Source organism: Halobacillus sp. ABA4_118 (genome assembly GCF_056160205.1).
On record NZ_JBSWWS010000001.1, the window covers coordinates 1,848,766 to 1,867,184 of the forward strand.

17 protein-coding genes are annotated in these 18,419 nt (G+C 49.0%); 8 read left to right on the top strand and 9 right to left on the bottom strand.

Annotated features, from left to right (window positions below):
• Window positions 1-5: 5 nt before the first annotated feature.
• The 6 genes from ACXAGL_RS09205 to ACXAGL_RS09230 form a co-directional block, all read right to left on the bottom strand.
• Window positions 6-953 carry a BMP family lipoprotein gene (locus ACXAGL_RS09205; RefSeq protein WP_474990885.1) on the bottom strand — a complete coding sequence of 316 codons (948 nt, stop codon included), beginning with the start codon at window positions 951-953 and terminating at the stop codon, window positions 6-8.
• Window positions 954-1,093: 140 nt separating this feature from the next.
• Window positions 1,094-2,104: an LLM class flavin-dependent oxidoreductase gene (locus tag ACXAGL_RS09210; protein ID WP_474967174.1), complete on the bottom strand. Its 1,011-nt coding sequence runs from the start codon at window positions 2,102-2,104 to the stop codon at window positions 1,094-1,096.
• Between the two features lie 200 nt (window positions 2,105-2,304).
• Complete coding sequence (locus tag ACXAGL_RS09215; protein ID WP_474990887.1) at window positions 2,305-3,576, bottom strand: efflux RND transporter periplasmic adaptor subunit; 1,272 nt, start codon at window positions 3,574-3,576, stop codon at window positions 2,305-2,307.
• Window positions 3,577-3,598: 22 nt separating this feature from the next.
• Window positions 3,599-4,270, bottom strand: coding sequence for a hypothetical protein (locus ACXAGL_RS09220; protein WP_474990889.1), 672 nt, complete (start codon window positions 4,268-4,270; stop codon window positions 3,599-3,601).
• Window positions 4,271-4,446: 176 nt separating this feature from the next.
• Complete coding sequence (locus ACXAGL_RS09225; RefSeq protein ID WP_474967176.1) at window positions 4,447-5,823, bottom strand: MATE family efflux transporter; 1,377 nt, start codon at window positions 5,821-5,823, stop codon at window positions 4,447-4,449.
• Window positions 5,820-6,272, bottom strand: coding sequence for a MarR family winged helix-turn-helix transcriptional regulator (locus tag ACXAGL_RS09230; RefSeq protein WP_474990891.1), 453 nt, complete (start codon window positions 6,270-6,272; stop codon window positions 5,820-5,822). Before ACXAGL_RS09230 ends, ACXAGL_RS09225 begins: the two co-directional genes overlap by 4 nt.
• Window positions 6,273-6,665: 393 nt before the next feature.
• Here ACXAGL_RS09230 and ACXAGL_RS09235 point away from each other — a divergent pair, with 393 nt between their 5' ends.
• The 3 genes from ACXAGL_RS09235 to abc-f all read left to right on the top strand — a co-directional run bounded on the left by ACXAGL_RS09235 (window position 6,666) and on the right by abc-f (window position 10,259).
• Window positions 6,666-7,589, top strand: a complete 924-nt coding sequence (locus ACXAGL_RS09235) for a YegS/Rv2252/BmrU family lipid kinase (protein ID WP_474967178.1) — start codon at window positions 6,666-6,668, stop codon at window positions 7,587-7,589.
• A gap of 93 nt (window positions 7,590-7,682) precedes the next feature.
• Window positions 7,683-8,147, top strand: coding sequence for a MarR family winged helix-turn-helix transcriptional regulator (locus ACXAGL_RS09240; protein ID WP_474967179.1), 465 nt, complete (start codon window positions 7,683-7,685; stop codon window positions 8,145-8,147).
• A 276-nt stretch (window positions 8,148-8,423) separates the two neighbouring features.
• Window positions 8,424-10,259 (top strand): ribosomal protection-like ABC-F family protein, encoded by a 1,836-nt coding sequence (gene abc-f, locus ACXAGL_RS09245; protein WP_474990893.1) that lies wholly within the window; start codon window positions 8,424-8,426, stop codon window positions 10,257-10,259.
• Between the two features lie 63 nt (window positions 10,260-10,322).
• On the opposite strand, the gene ACXAGL_RS09250 is transcribed toward abc-f, so the two are convergent.
• Window positions 10,323-11,417 (bottom strand): SDR family oxidoreductase, encoded by a 1,095-nt coding sequence (locus tag ACXAGL_RS09250; protein WP_474990895.1) that lies wholly within the window; start codon window positions 11,415-11,417, stop codon window positions 10,323-10,325.
• Between the two features lie 191 nt (window positions 11,418-11,608).
• Between ACXAGL_RS09250 and ACXAGL_RS09255 the strand changes: the two genes are divergently transcribed.
• From ACXAGL_RS09255 to ACXAGL_RS09270, 4 genes are all read left to right on the top strand, one after another.
• The gene (locus ACXAGL_RS09255; protein ID WP_027956800.1) at window positions 11,609-11,887 is read left to right on the top strand and encodes a glutaredoxin family protein; all 279 of its coding nucleotides are present in this window, start codon (window positions 11,609-11,611) and stop codon (window positions 11,885-11,887) included.
• Between the two features lie 123 nt (window positions 11,888-12,010).
• Entirely contained in the window at window positions 12,011-12,394 is a 384-nt protein-coding gene (locus ACXAGL_RS09260) for a YppG family protein (protein ID WP_474967182.1), read from the top strand.
• Between the two features lie 71 nt (window positions 12,395-12,465).
• A complete protein-coding gene (locus tag ACXAGL_RS09265) occupies window positions 12,466-13,176 on the top strand; it encodes an alpha/beta hydrolase (protein WP_474967183.1) in 711 nt (236 codons plus the stop codon).
• Entirely contained in the window at window positions 13,173-14,438 is a 1,266-nt protein-coding gene (locus ACXAGL_RS09270; RefSeq protein ID WP_474967184.1) for an MFS transporter, read from the top strand. Before ACXAGL_RS09265 ends, ACXAGL_RS09270 begins: the two co-directional genes overlap by 4 nt.
• Before the next feature lie 441 nt (window positions 14,439-14,879).
• On the opposite strand, the gene ACXAGL_RS09275 is transcribed toward ACXAGL_RS09270, so the two are convergent.
• Window positions 14,880-15,734, bottom strand: coding sequence for a DegV family protein (locus ACXAGL_RS09275; RefSeq protein ID WP_474990897.1), 855 nt, complete (start codon window positions 15,732-15,734; stop codon window positions 14,880-14,882).
• A gap of 49 nt (window positions 15,735-15,783) precedes the next feature.
• Complete coding sequence (locus tag ACXAGL_RS09280; RefSeq protein WP_474990899.1) at window positions 15,784-16,701, bottom strand: DMT family transporter; 918 nt, start codon at window positions 16,699-16,701, stop codon at window positions 15,784-15,786.
• A 217-nt stretch (window positions 16,702-16,918) separates the two neighbouring features.
• Between ACXAGL_RS09280 and cshA the strand changes: the two genes are divergently transcribed.
• A complete protein-coding gene (cshA, locus tag ACXAGL_RS09285; RefSeq protein WP_474967188.1) occupies window positions 16,919-18,391 on the top strand; it encodes a degradosome RNA helicase CshA in 1,473 nt (490 codons plus the stop codon).
• The last annotated feature ends 28 nt before the right edge of the window (window positions 18,392-18,419 follow it).

Genomic DNA, 18,419 nt, shown 5'->3' on the forward strand with positions numbered 1-18,419 from the left:
TCGTTCTACTGCCCCATAGCTGTTTGGAGCGTTTTCTCTTCCTGATCGTTTAAATCGATCAGGCGGATAGGGGCAAGCCCCACACCGTTTTCCTCAAGCCCGAGTGTACGGGCGCTGCCGTCCAGCTTTTCTCCTTCAGACAACTGTTCCATCACACCATATAAGGCGACATTGACGTTTTTAAGCATGGACGTCACGACGGATTCTTCCGCCGTATAAAATTGATCACTATCCACTCCGAAAGCGTAGATGTCCTGTTTTTCAGCTTCCTTCAGCACACCAATACCTGTAAAGCCGGCAGCTGGAAAAATATAATCGGCGTCCTGATCGATCATCTCCGCCGCAAGAGAAGCGCCTTTGTGGTCATCATCAAAGGTATCCGCATAGCTGACCAATATTTCGGCGTCGGGAGCGGCTTCCAGAACTCCTTTTGTGAATCCCTCTTCAAACCGGTTTACGACAGGAATGTTTTCTCCACCAATGAATCCTACGACACCACTTTTGGATTTCATGCCGGCAATGAAACCGATCAGGTAGCTTCCTTCATCTTCCTTAAAAGTGATGGATGATACATTGGGCTGATCAGAAATGGCATCAATCAAAACGAAATCCTGGTCAGGGAATTCGGCGGCCAGCTGATCGACGGCCGGCTGTGAGTTATACCCGAGACCGATAATGACATCGTGCCCCTGTTCAATCAGATCGCGGGCATGAGCTTCATAATTCTGGTCAAAAGGTTCACGGTAATCAAACGTTATATTCAACTCATCGCGGGCCTGCTCAAGGCCCTGAAAAGCGGAGTCACTGAAAGAATCATCTCCGAGACCGCTTTCAGTGACAAGCAGACCTGCACTGATTCCAGACTCCTCCGTTCCTTCAGCAGAACCACTGCTGCAGCCGGATATAAGAAAACTAAACAGAAATAGGACGATAAATAAGGTCGAACGCTTCAACTATTTCACTCCTCTGTATAAAATCCGCTGACATCATTTCCTTCGTTATGAAAGAGATGTCTGACAACTATATACATCGGCACATGCAGAGTGGAAATCAATAGGAATTGGAGAAAAGCATAAAAAAAACCACTACGACCTCAGGTCATAGTGGTGGACGTGGACAGTTCAAAAGCGCCGGCCAGCAGTTCGTAGGATTTCAGCCGCTCCTCAAATGGAGTGACAATCGTATTGACGATGATTTCATCTACCTGGTAAAGGGAAGCCAGTTCCTCAATTTCTTCCTTCACCCGCTCGATCGATCCGACAATCATCCTTTTACGGTTATCGGCGATGCGCTCCTCTTCAAAGACCGTGTAGGAGTGGGAAAGAGCTTCTTCCGGTGTAGGGAAGTGGGTGCGCCTTCCGCCTTTTTCAATTTGAAGAAGGGCAAGATCCAGGCTTGATGCTAAATACTCGGCGCGCTGATCCGTTTCTGCACATACGACGAAAACAGAAACATTGGCGTCCGGTTCGGTCTGCTGCAGCGAAGGGGTGAAATGGTTGAAATAACGCTCCATCGCTCTTGTGCCGCCCCGGCCATTAATGAAGTGGGCAAAGGAATACGAAGCTCCCAGCTCTCCGGCCACCCGTGCGCTCGTCCCGCTGGAACCGAGCATCCATACCGGTGGTGCAGTTTCGCCTGTCGGTGTCGCCTGTATCCCCATTCCGTGCGGGTCGTGCCCATGCAGATAAGCGATCAGTTCTTCAACCTGTGCAGGATAGCCTTCCACATTGGGGACGTTCCCTTTATTCAAGGCAAGGTTGATGTTCGGCAGGCCTCCGGGTGCCCGGCCGACCCCCAGATCAATCCGGTCCGGATGAAGGGTCTCAAGAACACGGAAGGATTCAGCTACTTTAAACGGGCTGTAATGCGGCAGAAGCACGCCTCCGCTGCCGATTCGTATGGTGTCTGTATGAGCAGCCAGGTGAGCGGCGAGGATTTCCGGTGAAGACCCCGCAAGGCTGCCGGTGCTGTGATGTTCGGATACCCAGAACCTGTGATACCCGAGCTGGTCGGTCCATTTTGCTAATTCGGTTGTTTGTCTTAATGCTTCCTGTGGGTCTGTCCCAGCTAAAACAGGGGACTGATCCAATACACTTAATTTCATTGTGGGCCCCCTTTAAAGTCAACGGTTTATTTATCTTTTATCGTCCCATGGACACGTAAAAGATGCAATACATATGGCTTGGAATGTGTGGGATATGGACCGGTTGCCAAAGCGTCTTGACCGGTTCCTTGAAGCAGTAAAAAACACGGGGGTTTTCTACAAGCAGAAGACGGCCGCGGGCGGCCGTCTTCTTTGTATGACTACCTCGATAAAAGTCCGAGAAGTCCGTAATTGAGCATCGTTGACTGATCCAGTTCCATCAGGTCTTTGACAGGAAGGTCCTCCGCCTGCATAGAGGTCAGAAAAACAGAGGCGTTACGGAATTCGTCCTTCGGTGCAACGGCCATCCACTCCCCGTCCTCGAGGCCGGATACGACTTGGACAAGTCCGTCCTCCTCCATGCCGGTTGTCACTTCCCGGCGTTCCAGGATGCCCTCTTCATTCATGATCCAGGCGTACAGATTTTCTTCCGTCGTCAAGGCAGCGTCCAGGGCAGCGACGGCTTGCGGTGCTTCCGCTGTGATCACCTGCATCTCCGCATGGTAGCCGGGAAGAAGCTGTTCATCCGCATCTTCCAGTGTCACGATGAATGGATACCGGCTCTTCCCGCCGAGGTCTGTCTGTTCCGGGAATTCGTCCACCCGGGTTACCGTTCCGGTCGTTTCCAGTTCAAGCTCGGGTACAAAGATCTCAACGGTTAAGTTTTCTTCCACCTGTGTCCGGTCTTCTTCCTGGATTTCGCCTTCCAATACGAGATTGGCAGACTTCATCGTAAGGATAGGAGCGTTGAGTTCTTCATCGATATCGGTGACGGTTCCTGAAAACTGGCTGGTGACTGTAATCTGTTCTCCCGTTTCCTGGAGCTGGTCCAGCTGGTCTTCCGCCATTTCAAGCAGCCCCTGCTGTTTGGAAAGTTCGGCCTGCTGTCTGGCAAGTTCCTCCTCTTTGAGATACTCCGCTTCTATAGAGGAATCCGGGGAAGAAGAGCTTTCTTCCCCGGAGGCATCCCTGTCTTCTCCGAAAAAGGAAGAAGTGGAACGGTTTGTTGGAGATGAGGGATCAGGGATATCATAGGCATCCAGTTGATCGATATAGTCCTCGACGGCTGTTATTTCTTCCTGAATGCGCTGCACTTCTCCTTGGAGACGGGATTCCTCTGCAGCGTAGTCTTCAACCTGATAGGTATAAAGGTCATCGCCTTCCTGCACCTTGTCCCCCTCGCTTACGAGGAACTGCTGGAAGGAACCATCTGCGCCGTCAAAGTAAACCGGGACAGATTCCTGCGATGTGAAGACGCCTTTGGTTTCCACTCTTTCAAAGAGGTCATATGTAACCGCCTGTGACCATGTATGGAGATAGGATTTCCGGTCCACTCTGTCATCTTCGTCCAAATAAATCAACAGGGCATTCGTCGTAATGAAAGCGATGATCAACAATCCGGTCATTCTTCCTTTAATGTTAATTTTCTTCATAATATGTCCACCTGCGGCTTTCCTACCTTATTAAATAAAGAAGATACAAATCGTAATAGGCAAGGGCGGAGGTTCCAGCCCACAGCAATAGATGCCAGAAAATGACGCCGGTCCAGATCCAGCCGATTTTTGTTCTGGACAGCCGGGAAAGGCATTTGACCTGGTACCAGATGATAAACAGCTGGAAAAGGGATATGGAACCGAAAAAATAAATGACCCACTCCAGGGAAGTGAAGTAGGAGGCTGCAACACCAAAGGAAAGAGGTGATACATACCAGTCGATTCCTGCATAGACCATCAACGGCACCCAGGTTACACGCTCAAGAAGCATAACGAGCAGGACGTTCATTTGTAGAATGATCAGCTTTTTGTAGGATACATGATTGAATAACCAGTAAAAAAACGAAGAGATAAATAAAAGGAATAAAAAAAACAGCAGCCCGTAAACAGCTCTGCCGATCAGGAACCATGCTTTTCTCAGTTCATAATCAGTCCGGGTCAATTCTGTCATATTAGCGGAAATCGCATCGGTACCCAGGCCGAGCCAGGCCGTCCAGACAAAGGTGAGTAAAGTGAGAGCGAGTAAAAAGAATAATAGATTCCAGACGTTTTTCAATTTTTCTGCTTCATTCAGCTTGAACAAATGATCATCACGGCGGATAAACAGTTTGATCAAGTGGACCGAGTAAGTCATACACTTCATCCTTTACCAGTGAAAAATAGCATTCTCTGTATCATTTTAACGGAAAATGTCATGGGTTGCTATCCATTGCTGAGAATCTTTGGGAAAAGATGGAGAACAAAGCAGTGCTCATTCAGATTTTTCTGCAGAAAAAGAAAAAACCCGGCGTCAAGCCGCCGGGCTGTTGATCAAGACGGGGCCGTTTCGTAATTGGATGCCCCGCGTTTCGGTTTGAAGAAAAGGGATCGGTCTCTGTAAAGAAAGATCATGGATAAAACAAACGCCAGAAGATCGGCCGCCGGGAAGGCAAGCCATACACCGGTGACACCGAAGAAATTCGGGAGGATCAGTACCAGCGGAATCAGGAACAGCACCTGGCGGGCCATAGACAGGATCATCGCCGGTTTGGCCATGCCGAGCGCCTGGTAAAGACCACCGCTGACGACTTGTGCGCCGATCAGGACAGCAAAGGCAAACATAATCCGGATGGCGTGAGCCCCGGTTTCGATCGTTGCCTGATCTCCTGTGAAAATCATCATCAATGCATTCGGGAAAGCCATCATGAGAACAAAAATACCGGCAGAAATGATGGTGACGACTTTCATTCCGAGCTTGACGGTTTCCTTTAGCCGTTCATAGTTCTGGGCCCCGTAGTTGTAGCCGATGATCGGCTGCATACCTTGGAGGACACCGATCATCGGCATGATGGTGAACATGGCCAGCTTCTGGACGATTCCGAAGACCCCGACTTCGAATTCGCCTCCGAACTTGATAAGCATCAAGTTGATAGCGATCATCATTGCGCTCCCAGCCACCTGACGGATAAACGCCGGCATACCGATGGTGATGATTTCCTTGATGATCTTCGTCTGAAGCTTCAAGGCGGCTCTCCTGACTGTCAGGGAAGATTTTCCTTTAAGGAAATAGTTCAGAACAACAATCGATACCGTCGCCTGTGAAATGACCGTCGCTATGGAAGCCCCTTGTACGCCCATGTCGAGTCCGAAGATGAAGATGGGGTCAAGAATGATGTTCAGAACCGCAGGTATGATCATCGTGATCATGGCAAACCTTGAATTCCCCTCAGAACGGATGATGTTGTTTGTCGCGAAGGCGAAGGAGAAGAACAGGGAACCGACCATGATCGGGAATAAATAATCCTTCGCATACGGCATGATGTTATCTGTAGCTCCGAAAATGGTAAGGAGCGGCTCTAAAAAGGTGAAAGCGCCGATGAAGCCGACACTGCTTATTAAGACAATCATGATCAGGACGTTTCCGAAAACAAGATCCGCTTCGTCTTTTTTATCTGCTCCGAGCCTTCGTGATATAACGGAGGCACCACCAATACCGACGGCTGCTGCAATGGCCATAATGATCATCATAACCGGGAAACCGATGCTTACACCCGATACTCCGAGAATCCCGACACCGCGTGCGATGAACAATGTATCAATGACGTTGTACAGCGCCATAACGAACATTCCGATCATCGCCGGAATGGACAAATTGGCCAACAGCTTTGGTATAGGCTGGGTACCTAAACGCTGACTTTGTTCTTTCATTCGTTTTCTCTCCCTGCTGTTTGTGACTTTATGCGTTCCTGGGTTCTTTTCAACCAGGATGTCATGATCTGCTGTTCCTCTTGAGAGAGGTCAGCGAAAGCTTCTGTTTCAATTTCCTTAATGGTTGTGACGATCATTTCGTGGAGTTCCATGCCGGCTTCTGTCAGAGTGATCAGTTTTGTGCGCTTATCCTCTTCACTCGGCCGTTTTGATATTCGTTCATATTTAAGGAGAGACTCCACAACGCCGTTCATAGAGGAAGGCTTGATGTGCAGCCGCTTCTGGAGTTCCACCTGTGGCTGCTCGCCTTCTCTGGCTAAAATGTGGATGACTTTGCCTTGGGCATGGGTCAATCCATATTCCCCGAGCCGTTCGTTATATACGTTTCTTAGAAAATGGGAAACCATATGAATCTGATATCCCAGTGATTCATCCATTTGTTTCTTCATAATTACTTAGCCCCCTAAACAAAATATAGTATAAAACAAAGAAGGCTATTCGTAAACCCATCTGCTTAGGTGGATGGGTGCGGCTTGTTCTAACAGAGAAGCCGCCAGGTGGAAGACGAAGTGGTGTACAATGGAAGATATGGAGGAATAAAGAGTAACACAGCAGGGTTGCCGATGAGGTTTTCCTGAATTCCTCTATGGAAAAAACAGCTTCATCATTTTTTCTGATCCTTGCCCAAAAGAGGAACCCAGTGGTTTTCCCGAATAGAGAATGTCCCGCCTATTTACTTAGATGCCGAAAGGATTTGCTTGGAGGTCGTAGGATGAAAATAGAGGAAATCGTTTCAAAGGTCCGCTTTTCGTCAATTATGTAAGGAGGAAGGAAGGGATACTATGCCGCGATTTGAAACCGGGATACTTCTATATAACGGAAATAAAGAAGAAAATGAAATCACACCTGCACTCAGCCAGGTGCTTCCTGAGGTCAGTAAAGAGGTCAAAGATCTGCGTGTAATTCAGACGGCTTCGCTGGAAGAACTTCGGGACGTCTGCAGGACGTACGGTCCAGAAACCGATGTCTTCCTAATCCTTGGGGGAGACGGGACAATTCATGAATGCATCAACAGCATGGCGGAACTGGAAAAGCGGCCGGTGATCGGGGTGCTTCCCGCCGGAACGTGCAATGATTTCAGCCGTGTCCTTGATATTCCGCAGCGGCTGGATCAGGCGGCTGCCTCCATTATGAAGGGGGAGGCACTGCAGGTGGATGCCGGCAAAACAGAAGATACGTATTTCATCAACTTCTGGGGCATCGGCCTCGTCGCCCAGACATCGTTCAACATCGATGAAAACCAGAAAAACCGTTTAGGGGTGCTCAGTTATTTCATCAGTGCATTGAAAACAGTGAACCGATCCGAACCTTTTCGTTTTTCATTGACCGTCGATGGGGAAAAACTGGAGGGGGAAGCGGTGATGATCCTTGTTATGAACGGGCAGTTCATCGGTACCCGGAAAGTTCCGATGTCATCGCTCGACCTGCAGGACGGGAAGTTTGATGTGCTGATTGTCAAAAATTCCAGCCTGGCTGTATTCAGAGAGTGGCTGGCAATGGGAAGGGAACGCTCTGTCGATCAAAAGTTCCAGGACCTCAGCTATCGTCAGGGACAGCATATTACCATTGAGACGGAAACGGATGAAGAAGTAGATATGGACGGCGAAATTAAAACAGAGACACCTGCACAAATCGATGTGCTGCCGGCCCATTTCACTTTTTTAGGAGGCGGCCCGAACGCCCTTCGAACGACAACTGATCTATAAAAGTCTTCAAGCTTATCCGTCCGTGCCTGATTGACAGTGCGAAAATGTTAAACTTATACTATCTTTATCTTTTAAAAAGGATGGGCGAACCGGATGAACGAACATGAATTGTACTTGAAAAAGAAACAAGATCCATCATTGAAGCTGTTTGTCGTCTTATCTAAGGCGCAGCGGGCCATCGGTGATTTAGTGAAGGACGATATTCAGCGTTATGAATTAAACCCGACGGAATTCGGTGTACTGGAGCTGCTATACCATCAGGGGGATCAGCCGCTGCAGAAAATCGGCGAGAAGATCCTTCTTGCCAGTGGCAGCATTACGTATGTGGTAGACAAGCTTGAAAAGAAAGGGTTTTTGAAGCGTGTCCCATGCCCGACAGACCGCCGGATTACGTATGCGTCGATTACGGAAGAGGGCAGGAAACTGCTTCACGGCATCTTTCCGGATCACTGGCAGCAGATTGAATCTATTATGAGCGGCCTGACAGATGAGGAGAAAACAACGGCGATTGACCTGCTGAAGAAACTCGGGAAAAATGCCGGTCATCAAAAAGAGTAGCCAATTTTCAGACAATCCGTTATGATAGACGTAAGACTAAAGACAAAGGGGGTATAAAGATGTTACAGATGCATGCGCTTGATTATCAACTGAACTATCTGCGTCGTGCAATTATTCACATTTCAGCTGTCAACGGGACACGTATGTCCAAAAATGACATCTGAATAGGAATCTGTAATGTCTCATACCTGATTGAATATGCATGAACAAAAGTCAGAGGTAACGGGACCTCTGGCTTTTTTTGTGCTTTTAAAATGTCTTTAGGAGGAACGGAAATTGATCATAACCCTTAAACATATCTATAAAATTATGGGCGGCGAAGTGTTATTCGAAGACTTGAACATGGAAATCAAAGAACACCAGCGTGTTGGTCTTGTCGGAAGGAACGGAAGCGGGAAGTCAACATTGTTCCGGATCTTAACGAAGGAAGAGCCGATTGATGGAGGCGATGTGTTTATCCAGAAAAGAAAAACCATCGGATATTTGACTCAGATGCCGTCCCATTGGACGGGAACCGGCCGGGAATATCTACGCTCGGCCTTTCAAGAGCTTCAGGACATGGAAGCGGAGATGCAAGAGCTGGAACAGAAGATGAGGATTCCGCAACATATGGAGAAAGCTGTAGAACGATACGGATTCCTGCAGGAGCGGTTTGCAGACCGAGGGGGCTACGAAATGGAGTCATCCATCCGTCAGGTCGCCCACGGATTAAAGGTCCACCACCTGCTCGATCAGTCCTTTACCACGTTGAGCGGTGGGGAAAAGACGAAGCTTGGTCTGGCGAAGCTGCTGTTGGAAAAGCCGGATGTGCTGCTGCTGGATGAGCCGACCAACCACCTGGATGTCAAAGGGGTCGAGTGGCTGGAAGAGTTTCTCCAGCAATATCCCGGCACACTCTGCATCATTTCTCACGACCGCTTTTTCCTCGACCGGGTCGTTACGGATATGTATGACCTTGCTGCTGGTAATATAGAAGCCTATAAAGGAAATTACACAACCTTTGAAAAGAAGAAGGAAGAAAAGCTGCTGGTCGAGTTTCACCATTATGAAGAACAGCAGAAGAAGATCAAGAAAATGAGGGATGCCATCCGCCGGTTGAGGCAGTGGGCCAACGAGGCCTCTCCTCCCAGTGAGAAGTTATTTAAAAAAGCGAAAAGCATGGAGCGGGCGCTGGAACGTATGGAGAAAATCAATAAACCGGTCATGGATCCAAAACGGATGAAGCTTTCCCTTGATTCAGAAGACCGGACAGGGAAGGATGTCTTCATCGTGGAAAACGGCGGGAAGTCCTATGGGAATTCCACGATTCTTCAGGGCTTCAACCTGCACGTCCGTTATCAGGACCGTCTGGCTATCGTCGGGACGAATGGGAGTGGCAAGTCGACACTTCTTCGTCTGCTTCTTGAGGAAGAACAGCTGGATGAGGGTACGATGAAACGTGCACCTGGGATGAAGGTGGGCTATCTTCCTCAACATCCGCTGCAGGAGGCTGATCAAGAGCAGAGGCTGATTGATTATTACCGCGCATCTATTCGTGTAACCGAAGGAGAGGCAAGGCGTCAGCTGGCAGGGTTTCTTTTTTACGGCTATGATGTCTTCCGGAAAATCCGCCATTTGAGCGGCGGGGAACAAATGCGCCTGAAACTGGCCATCTTCATGCAGCAGGACCTGCACGTGCTGCTCCTGGATGAACCGACCAACCACTTGGATATTGAATCCCAGGAGGTTTTGGAAGAAGCGCTGGACCGCTTCTCCGGAACGGTGATCGGTGTGTCCCATGACCGCCATTTTCTGAACCGGTGCTTTCCGGAAACCATGTATCTGGCAAATGGAAAAGGGTATCGATGTTCAGGATCGTATGAAGATACGAAGCACCACTGGCCGGAGGAAAGAAAAGAGGAAGCGGAAAAGAAGGCGGCCCTTGAACCTGTGGAAGAACCCGCATCCCTGGAAGACCGGATTACGGATCTCGAAGAAGAGGCCGCTCGTTTGGAAGAAGAATGGGCGGTGGCTTCGCTTTCAGAGTCGGGGAGGCTGGAACAGGAAAAGCAAGAGCTTGATGAAAGACTGGAAGCATTGTATGAGAGCTGGCTGGCCGAAGCGGGAGAATGAGAAAAACGGGAGGGCAGATAACCCCTCCCGTTTCTTTTTGTGGAATTTTCCATTGAAACATCCTTACAGAATAGAGACATGCTTAGCTGGGTTGTTTTTATGCTCTTCATAATAATGAATGAGCGGCTGTGTATAGTAGAAGAGGTCCGGACAGTAGAGACCGGAAGACGCCAGGTCGTTTTCTGCCTGGGCTGAATCATAATCGGCGGCGGTTTCAAAGTAGTCGAGCGCCTCTTTTTGAATGCCCAGCTTTTGACGGATGTGTTTCAGTTTTAACGGTGGACGGGCAGCCGGGAGCGGCACCGTCAGATGAGGCTGTTTATCGGCATACAGATACGCGAAATGATGATAAATGTCCTTTGCTGTATAGGGGTGGGGATCTGTCAGGTGGTAGGTCTTACCTTCCGCGTCCGGCAGGTGGGTGAGAACGTTGGCTGCCTGGACCACATAATCGTGGGGGACGAGGTTCACCCGGGCCTGACCTTTTCCAAAATAAGGGACAACAGGGAGGGACTTCAGTGCATGCAGGAGATTCAAGATAAAGTAAGGGCCGTCGAATTTCGCTGTCGATCCTGTCCGCGTATGACCGACGACGATGCCGGGCCGGACAATGGTGAGGGGCAGACGATGCTGATACTCCTGTACCAGCTTTTCTGCTTCGTATTTCGTATATTCGTAATGGTTTTTGAAGCCGTCTCCATGCTTCAGCTCATGCTCGTAGACGGTTCCCTGCCTTTTTCCGGATACATAAGCCGTACTGAAATAAAGACAGCGGTTCAATCGCTGGCAGTCTTGCAGAAAACGAAGCACTTCTCGTGTTCCCTGAACGTTTACTTGAAGGGCAGGCGCCAGCGGAACGGCCAGATCATATAAGGCAGCCAGATGATAAAAGTGGGTGAGGTTCTGTTTCAGCTCCTCGGCTGTCGAAATGTCGAGCCCGAGATCTTTCTTTGTAATGTCTCCGGTTATCAGTGTAATACGGCCGCCCTCCACAGCAGGGTCCTCCAGACAGTCATGCAGCCGCATTCGTGCTTCCTTTTCCATATGAGGAAGGTGAAGAAGATAAACATGCTCCACCTTCCGTGTGCGGAACAGATCTTTCAGCAGCTCAGCCGCCAGAAACCCGGGGAAACCAGTACATACATACGTAAAAGCCATAAAACTGCCTCCTCCATCTTGTTTTTACCTCCATTCGGGATGGTGGAGGTGAATTCCTTTTTTCCTATGTAAAAAGGGGGATTAATAAGTGGGAATACGTGGTAAACATAGGTGAGGAATAGACGTTTAAACTAAAATGATCAGGGAAAAATCTGTAGAACGTTTATTGAACCGGCATGAGGAGGGGAGTCATGGGAAACCAGAATGTTGTTGTGTACACCAGTCGCGATTGTGCCTCTTGTAACCAGGTCATGGATTTATTAGATGAGTGGAATGTAGATTTTGAGGAACGGAACGTATCGGAAAACCGCACCTATTTTAAGGAGCTTCAGGGGAAGGGTGTCTACGGGACCCCGGCCACCTTTGTCGATGATCACCGTGTTTTAGGGTTTCAGAAACGCAAGCTCCAGCAGGTGCTGGGGTTGAGGGAAGACCTATATGCTCAAACGGACTCATTCAACTTTTCATAAATAAAGGAAACAAGTGATGAGAGTCACTTGTTTTTTTATCGTGTCGGGTACTGGATGATTGCGTCTCACTCTTTTCCTGCCTCTGTCATAGGCTGAAGTAAATACGTTAAAGGTGGCACAGTCATGTACCCATATTATTCCTACCCTTATTACGAAAACTGGTACCGGTATCCGGCTCCTCCTGTGTACAGCCAGGATACTTACCCGCAGACCTATTATCAGGGGAACGCCTTCTACCCATATCAGGGAGGTGCATCCTACGGCTTTCCTTATTACCAGGTGAATAGTACCCCTTACTCCGGTTATACTGAAACCGGGAATGAAGGCGGCTCCACCTCTTTCCAACCCGCAGCAGCAGGGAAGAGTGTGATCGGCTATTTTCAAAATGAGGAAGGTCAATTTGACTTTGATAAAATGATGAATACGACCGGTCAGGTGATGAAGACCGTTCAACAAGTCAGTCCGATTGTCAAAGGCATCGGTACTTTTGTGAAAGGGATCAAATAGACGCGCTGCTGATGTCAGCGCGTTTTCTTTCTTCCATATTGGAAAAACTGCAGGATGCGGAGGAAAAAGTTATGAGTATTGGATGTTTGTGCATTCACGGATATACAGGAAGCCCGGAGGAAGTGCAGCCGCTCGTAGATTTTCTTGAAGCGAGAACCGAATGGGAAATCGCCAACCCGACCCTGCCCGGCCATGGGGAGGATCTGGATCTTGAAGGGCATTATTATCAGGAGTGGATTGCAGCAGCTGAACTTGCGCTGTTGGATTTGATGAAACGTCACGATGAAGTGTATATCGTCGGATTCTCCATGGGTGGCATGATTGCAGCTTATTTGACGGCCAAATACCGGATTGACCGGCTTGTGCTTCTCTCAGCCGCCGGCAAATATGTGAGCCTTCCGCAGATGGCGAAGGATGTTCTGGAGATGGCTGGAGATGCGTGGAATGGTGCGCTGGCCGACAATGATCTGTTCCGCCGCTATCAGAAAAAAATGCGCGATACGTATGTATTTTCAACCATTGAATTTATGAAATGTGTTCAATTTACCCGCCCTTATTTAAGGGAAGTGACGTGCCCTGTCCTGATTATCCAGGGAGAGCTGGACGGCATGGTTCCTAAAGCAGCAGCGGTTTATTTAGAGGAGGAAATTCCGTCTACAGAAAAAGAAGTGGTCTTTTTGAAGCAGTCGAAGCATCTTATCTGCCACGGAGATGATAAAGACGAACTGTTTGACAGAGTGCTCGAGTTCATCGGCAGCGCTCAGCAGGAGGGGGTAACTTGAATAACCGAACAGACGGATCACCCTTTTATTATGGATGGGTGATCGTTTTTATTGCCGGTCTGAGTGTGTTTTTCTCCGGGCCCGGGCAGACGTATTCTATTTCTATTTTCATTGATTATTACATAGATGATTTTGATTATACCCGCTCGCTTGTCTCTGGTATTTATTCCGGTGCTACGCTTGCGGCCGGATTCCTATTGTTTATGATGGGGCGGCTGATTGACCGTTTCGGACAGCGGGCGATGATGGTCGCCGTCGGAATGTGCCTCGCCCTTGCGCTGTTCTGGAATGCCTTTTTAGCGGGTCCTGTCATGATGTTCATCGGTTTTTTCCTGATCCGCCTCTTTGGACAGGGGTCGATGACATTGATCCCGAATACCCTTGTTCCGCAGTGGTTCATCCGGAAAAGGGGGCGGGCGCTCAGTGTGATGGCCATCGGGGGTTTCGCAAGCTCTGCACTACTGCCGCCATTGAACACGTGGCTGATTGAAGCGTTCGGTTGGCGAATGACCTGGGGAATCTGGGGAACCGCTCTGCTGGTGATATTCGTGCCGCTTGCTTTTTACCTCGTGAGAAACCGTCCGGAAGATATAGGGGAAGTGCCTGATGGGGGCCGTAAACCGGCAGACGGGCATGAGATCAACAATCTGAATGCCGAAGTGAATGAAAAAAGCTGGACATTAAAAGAAGCAATGGCTGCGAGAGCTTTCTGGTTCATTTTGTTTTGTGTGACGGTTCCTGCTCTCGTCAACACAGCGATCACGTTCCATATGGTTTCCATTATGGAACTGCGCAGCCTTGACGCTGGAGTAGCAGCAATGGTGTTGACGCTTATGGCCGTTGTCGGGTTTCCGGTCACTTTTATTAGTGGCTGGCTTGTCGACCGCTTCCAAGTGCATTACATATTGGCTGTTACATTTTTCGGACATATCTGTACGCTGCTGCTTCTTCTTGTGACGGATTCCTGGGCTGCCGCTGTCGGTTTTGGCTGTTTATGGGGAGTGGTGAATGGATTTGAGCGGATTGTATTGAACATCGTATGGCCGAATTATTTCGGGCGTGCCCACCTCGGGAGCATTAAGGGGCTTGCCCAGACGGTGATGGTCGTTGGATCTGCTCTCGGGCCGCTTCCTTTCGGTATTTTTTATGACTGGCTCGGGGGCTATCAGGAAATCATCGTGCTTACCGTTTTATTTCCAGTCACCGCGACAGTTCTGGCACTGCTTTCCCCGCAGCCTGATTATGAAACCTATCATGGATAAACAAACTCCTTAGGCTAAGGCCTAAGGAGTTTGTTGGCTGTAGAAAAAGCCTGTGTTAACCAGTGAGAGTTGTCCATTTGTCGTGGGAAGGGTCACTTTCCGCTTATCGGTGGATGAATGCCGCGGGCATGCAGGCATCACCACCGAACGCTCCTCATGCCGACGTTAGAATATAGAGGAGAGAAATTGTGCACGAAGCAGATTCAAAAGAACAGCATGGGATGCGCTGGTGCGCACTTGCGTGGAAAAGAAAAAGGAAAAGCACAGGCGCTGATGACGGCTGCCTTCCGGAATATGAAAAAGACTCTCCTCCATCCAGCAAGGGCGAGCTGGGTGAAGGAGAGTCTTTGTCGATGTTAAGGAATTCCCAATGAGCGGCGCCCCTTCCACTCCTGGCGGTAAGAAAGAAAAAAGCTTGTAGAGAAACAGAGTTTTCAGCTTTTAATCTTTGAAAAAGGCAATGGCGAGGCCGCCTTCCCCCGCATAGGTGGCAATCAAAGGCCCCATTTCCATAAACAGGCTTTCCTTAAATGGATAGCGGTCTTTGATCATATCAAGCACCTGACTGCCGCGTTCCTCATCATTGGAATGGGACAGAGCAATGACGCGGTCTTCGAAGGAATGGGCGTATTCCCCGATTTGATCGACAAAGCGGCGGATCGATTTTTTGTTTCCCCGCACCTTTTCCGTTACTTCGACGGCACCGATTTCACTTGCTTTCATAAGCAGCTTGATGTTCAGGGTCTTGGCCAGAGCGCCTTTGACTTTATCCAGGCGTCCGCCTTTAATGACGTTCTCCAGCGTTTTCAAAATGAACAGCGTAATCGTGTTCTCGATACGGTCTTCCATATGGGCGACAAGTTCGTCAAAGGAGACGCCTTCGTCCATTTTCTTTCCTGCTTCGTCGACAAGAAGAGCGATACCACAGGAGGCCGTTTTGGTGTTCATAACTGCGATCCGGCGGTCGGGCTCTTCTTCAAGCAGCATGTTTTTGCCGATTTCAGCACTTTCGTAGGTGCTGCTCAACCCGTGACTGATGGCAAGGATGAGGATATTCGCAGACGGGTCCACGCGTTTGTACATTTCATAAAAATCATTCGGGCTCGGGGAAGAGGAGCCGGGGAGCTCTTCTGACTGTCTCATCTTCGTATAGAAGGTATCCAGATCAATGGTTTCTTCCGTTTTATAATGTTCGTCCCCGAAATGGATGTTTAACGGGACGGAGAGGATGTTATGCTTCTCCATCATTCCCGGCGCGACATCTCCGCCGCCGTCGATGATTAGTTGTGTAGTCATTCGTTCACCTGCTCTCAAAATATCGTCTTTCCAGTATACCAGACTCGTTTCAGTGATCTTTTTTCAATTCGTGGGTCAGTTTCGGCTCGACTTTTTTCGTGGTGCTCAAAATAAACATCATCAAGCCGAATAAAACGATGGACCCGCCAAGCCACTGCACCCAAGTGATGGATTCCTTAAGGATCCAGTAAGCTAACAGAGAGGCTCCAATCGGCTCCAGGAGGGCCGCCATCGATATGGAGGCCGCGCTCAGCCAGCGCAGTGTCCAGTTGAACAGTGAATGTCCGAAGAACGTCGGAATCACGGCAAGGGCCAGGAAAATAAGCCACTGCTCTCCAGAGTAGCCTGTGAAGGCCGTCCCGGCGGCCACGTTGTAAAGGCCGAGGGTGACAGCTGCCATTCCATAGGCAATCAGTGTATAGGTGAGAAGCGACAGCCGCTGGCGCAGACTCTGGCCCAGCAGGAAGTACCCGGTTACGGTAACCGCTCCGAGGAGCGCAAGAATATCACCGGCCAGTGCTGTTCCACTCAGCTGAAGATCTCCCCATCCAATGATGACACTGCCGATCAACGTAATGAAAAGGCTGAGAATGGCTCCGACGGTAAATCGTTCCCGGAAAAACAGATAGGCGCCCGTAAAGGCAAAGACGGGCTGGAGGGAAACGAGAAGAACGGAGCTTGCCACGGATGTATATTTTAAGGATTGAAACCAGAAGATAAAATGGAAGGCGAGAAAAATTCCTGAAATTGTGGCAAGGAGCCAATCTTTTTTATGAATGTGTTTGAATTCACCGGAATGTTTCCATAATACATAAGGGGCCATCAGTCCGGCGGCAAGCAGCAGCCGGTAGAACGCGGTCATCGAAGCAGGGGCGCCGCCCGCAAGCTTGACGAAAATGGCCGAGGTGGATATGGAAACCACTCCGATAAACAGGATGAAATATGGATGCACCGGAGGCTTTTCCAATCTAGCCCTCCTCTGGTATAGGTCGGTTTTTACTCATTTTATCATTATTGGGTTTGAAAAGCATAGCGGAAATGTGTAGAATATAATGTGTTAAATATGTTATGATGAATAAATCTATCAGGCAGATACCAGAGAAGCCTCTCCCGTTTCCTGTGGCAGAAGGCTTTTTTTACATGGATATAGGTAGAAGATTTAAACATAAAGGAGTAGGAATTAAGTGACAACATTCGAATCACTAGGATTATCAAAGCCGATTCTAAAATCATTAGACGTAATGGGCTTTGAAGAAACCACACCAATTCAAGAACAGACCATCCCTCTAGGACTAGAAGGGAAAGACGTGATTGGGCAGGCTCAGACAGGTACGGGTAAGACGGCGGCATTCGGTATTCCGATGCTTGAAAAAATCAACAAACAGGTGAAAGGCGTTCAAGGTCTTGTCATCGCCCCGACAAGAGAACTGGCTATTCAGGTAGCTGAAGAAATGAACCGTCTTGGTAAAGGGAAAGGCGCACGCGTCCTTCCGATTTACGGTGGATCCAATATGGAGCGCCAGATCCGTGCGTTGAAAAACAACCACATCGTGGTAGCGACACCTGGACGTTTACTTGACCACATTCGTCGTAAAACGATCAAATTGGAGAACGTGCACACAGCTGTCCTTGATGAAGCGGACGAAATGCTGAACATGGGCTTCATCGATGATATCCGCGACATTCTGAAGGCTCTTCCAGAAGAACGTCAGACACTCTTGTTCTCTGCGACCATGCCGAAAGAGATCCGCGATATTGCAACAACTCTTATGAACAATCCGGAAGAAGTTAAAGTGAAAGCGAAGGAAATGACGGTGGAAAACATCGAGCAGTTCTTCGTAGAAGTTCCGGAAAAACACAAGTTCGATACACTGACGCGCCTGCTTGATATTCATGATCCAGCCTTGGCGATCGTCTTCGGTCGTACGAAGCGTCGTGTAGACGAAGTAGCTGACGGTCTTCAAGCCCGCGGATTCAGCGCGGAAGGGATTCACGGAGACCTGACTCAAGGAAAGCGTATGTCTACGTTGAACAAGTTCAAGCGTGGCCGTATCGAAATCCTTGTCGCTACAGACGTAGCTGCCCGTGGACTGGATATCTCTGAAGTGTCCCATGTGTACAACTTCGATATTCCACAGGACCCGGAAAGCTATGTACACCGTATCGGCCGTACTGGTCGTGCCGGACGTAAAGGAGAGTCCATCTCCTTCGTTACACCACGTGAAAAAGATCAGCTTAACTTGATTGAAAAGCTGACGAAGAAGAAAGTGGATCGTCTGAAAGTGCCTTCTTCTGAAGAAGCTGCACGCGGTCAGCAGAAAGTGGCTGTCGAAAAGATTGCTGAAACTGTGAACAACAATGACTTGAACAACTACAAAAATGCAGCAGAAGAACTGCTTGAGCGCTATGAGTCTTCAGACCTTATCGCAGCAGCTCTGAAGTTGATGACTAAAGAACGCAGTGAAGTTCCTGTTAACTTGTCCTACGTTGCACCAATCAGCGTGAAAAACGCCCAGCGTGACAAAGGCAAGAAAAAAGGCGGCTACCGCAAAGGCGGAGGCGGCCGTAACTTCAACAACAAAAACAAATCCCGCAACCGCAACTTCAGCGGTAAAGGCGGTAAGCGCGGCAGCTACCAAAACAAAGGCCGCAGCTAATATATAAAAAAGATCCGCTTCCTATCTG

What these genes read in the sequence shown, in the direction of transcription:
- ACXAGL_RS09265 (WP_474967183.1), top strand. Translation starts at nt 12,466, where the DNA reads ATGAGTATTGGATGTTTGTGCATTCACGGATATACAGGAAGCCCGGAG.
- ACXAGL_RS09240 (WP_474967179.1), top strand. Translation starts at nt 7,683, where the DNA reads ATGAACGAACATGAATTGTACTTGAAAAAGAAACAAGATCCATCATTG.
- ACXAGL_RS09260 (WP_474967182.1), top strand. Translation starts at nt 12,011, where the DNA reads ATGTACCCATATTATTCCTACCCTTATTACGAAAACTGGTACCGGTAT.
- ACXAGL_RS09220 (WP_474990889.1), bottom strand. Translation starts at nt 4,270, where the DNA reads ATGACTTACTCGGTCCACTTGATCAAACTGTTTATCCGCCGTGATGAT.
- ACXAGL_RS09235 (WP_474967178.1), top strand. Translation starts at nt 6,666, where the DNA reads ATGCCGCGATTTGAAACCGGGATACTTCTATATAACGGAAATAAAGAA.
- ACXAGL_RS09250 (WP_474990895.1), bottom strand. Translation starts at nt 11,417, where the DNA reads ATGGCTTTTACGTATGTATGTACTGGTTTCCCCGGGTTTCTGGCGGCT.
- ACXAGL_RS09225 (WP_474967176.1), bottom strand. Translation starts at nt 5,823, where the DNA reads ATGAAAGAACAAAGTCAGCGTTTAGGTACCCAGCCTATACCAAAGCTG.
- ACXAGL_RS09215 (WP_474990887.1), bottom strand. Translation starts at nt 3,576, where the DNA reads ATGAAGAAAATTAACATTAAAGGAAGAATGACCGGATTGTTGATCATC.
- ACXAGL_RS09255 (WP_027956800.1), top strand. Translation starts at nt 11,609, where the DNA reads ATGGGAAACCAGAATGTTGTTGTGTACACCAGTCGCGATTGTGCCTCT.
- ACXAGL_RS09210 (WP_474967174.1), bottom strand. Translation starts at nt 2,104, where the DNA reads ATGAAATTAAGTGTATTGGATCAGTCCCCTGTTTTAGCTGGGACAGAC.
- ACXAGL_RS09230 (WP_474990891.1), bottom strand. Translation starts at nt 6,272, where the DNA reads ATGAAGAAACAAATGGATGAATCACTGGGATATCAGATTCATATGGTT.
- ACXAGL_RS09275 (WP_474990897.1), bottom strand. Translation starts at nt 15,734, where the DNA reads ATGACTACACAACTAATCATCGACGGCGGCGGAGATGTCGCGCCGGGA.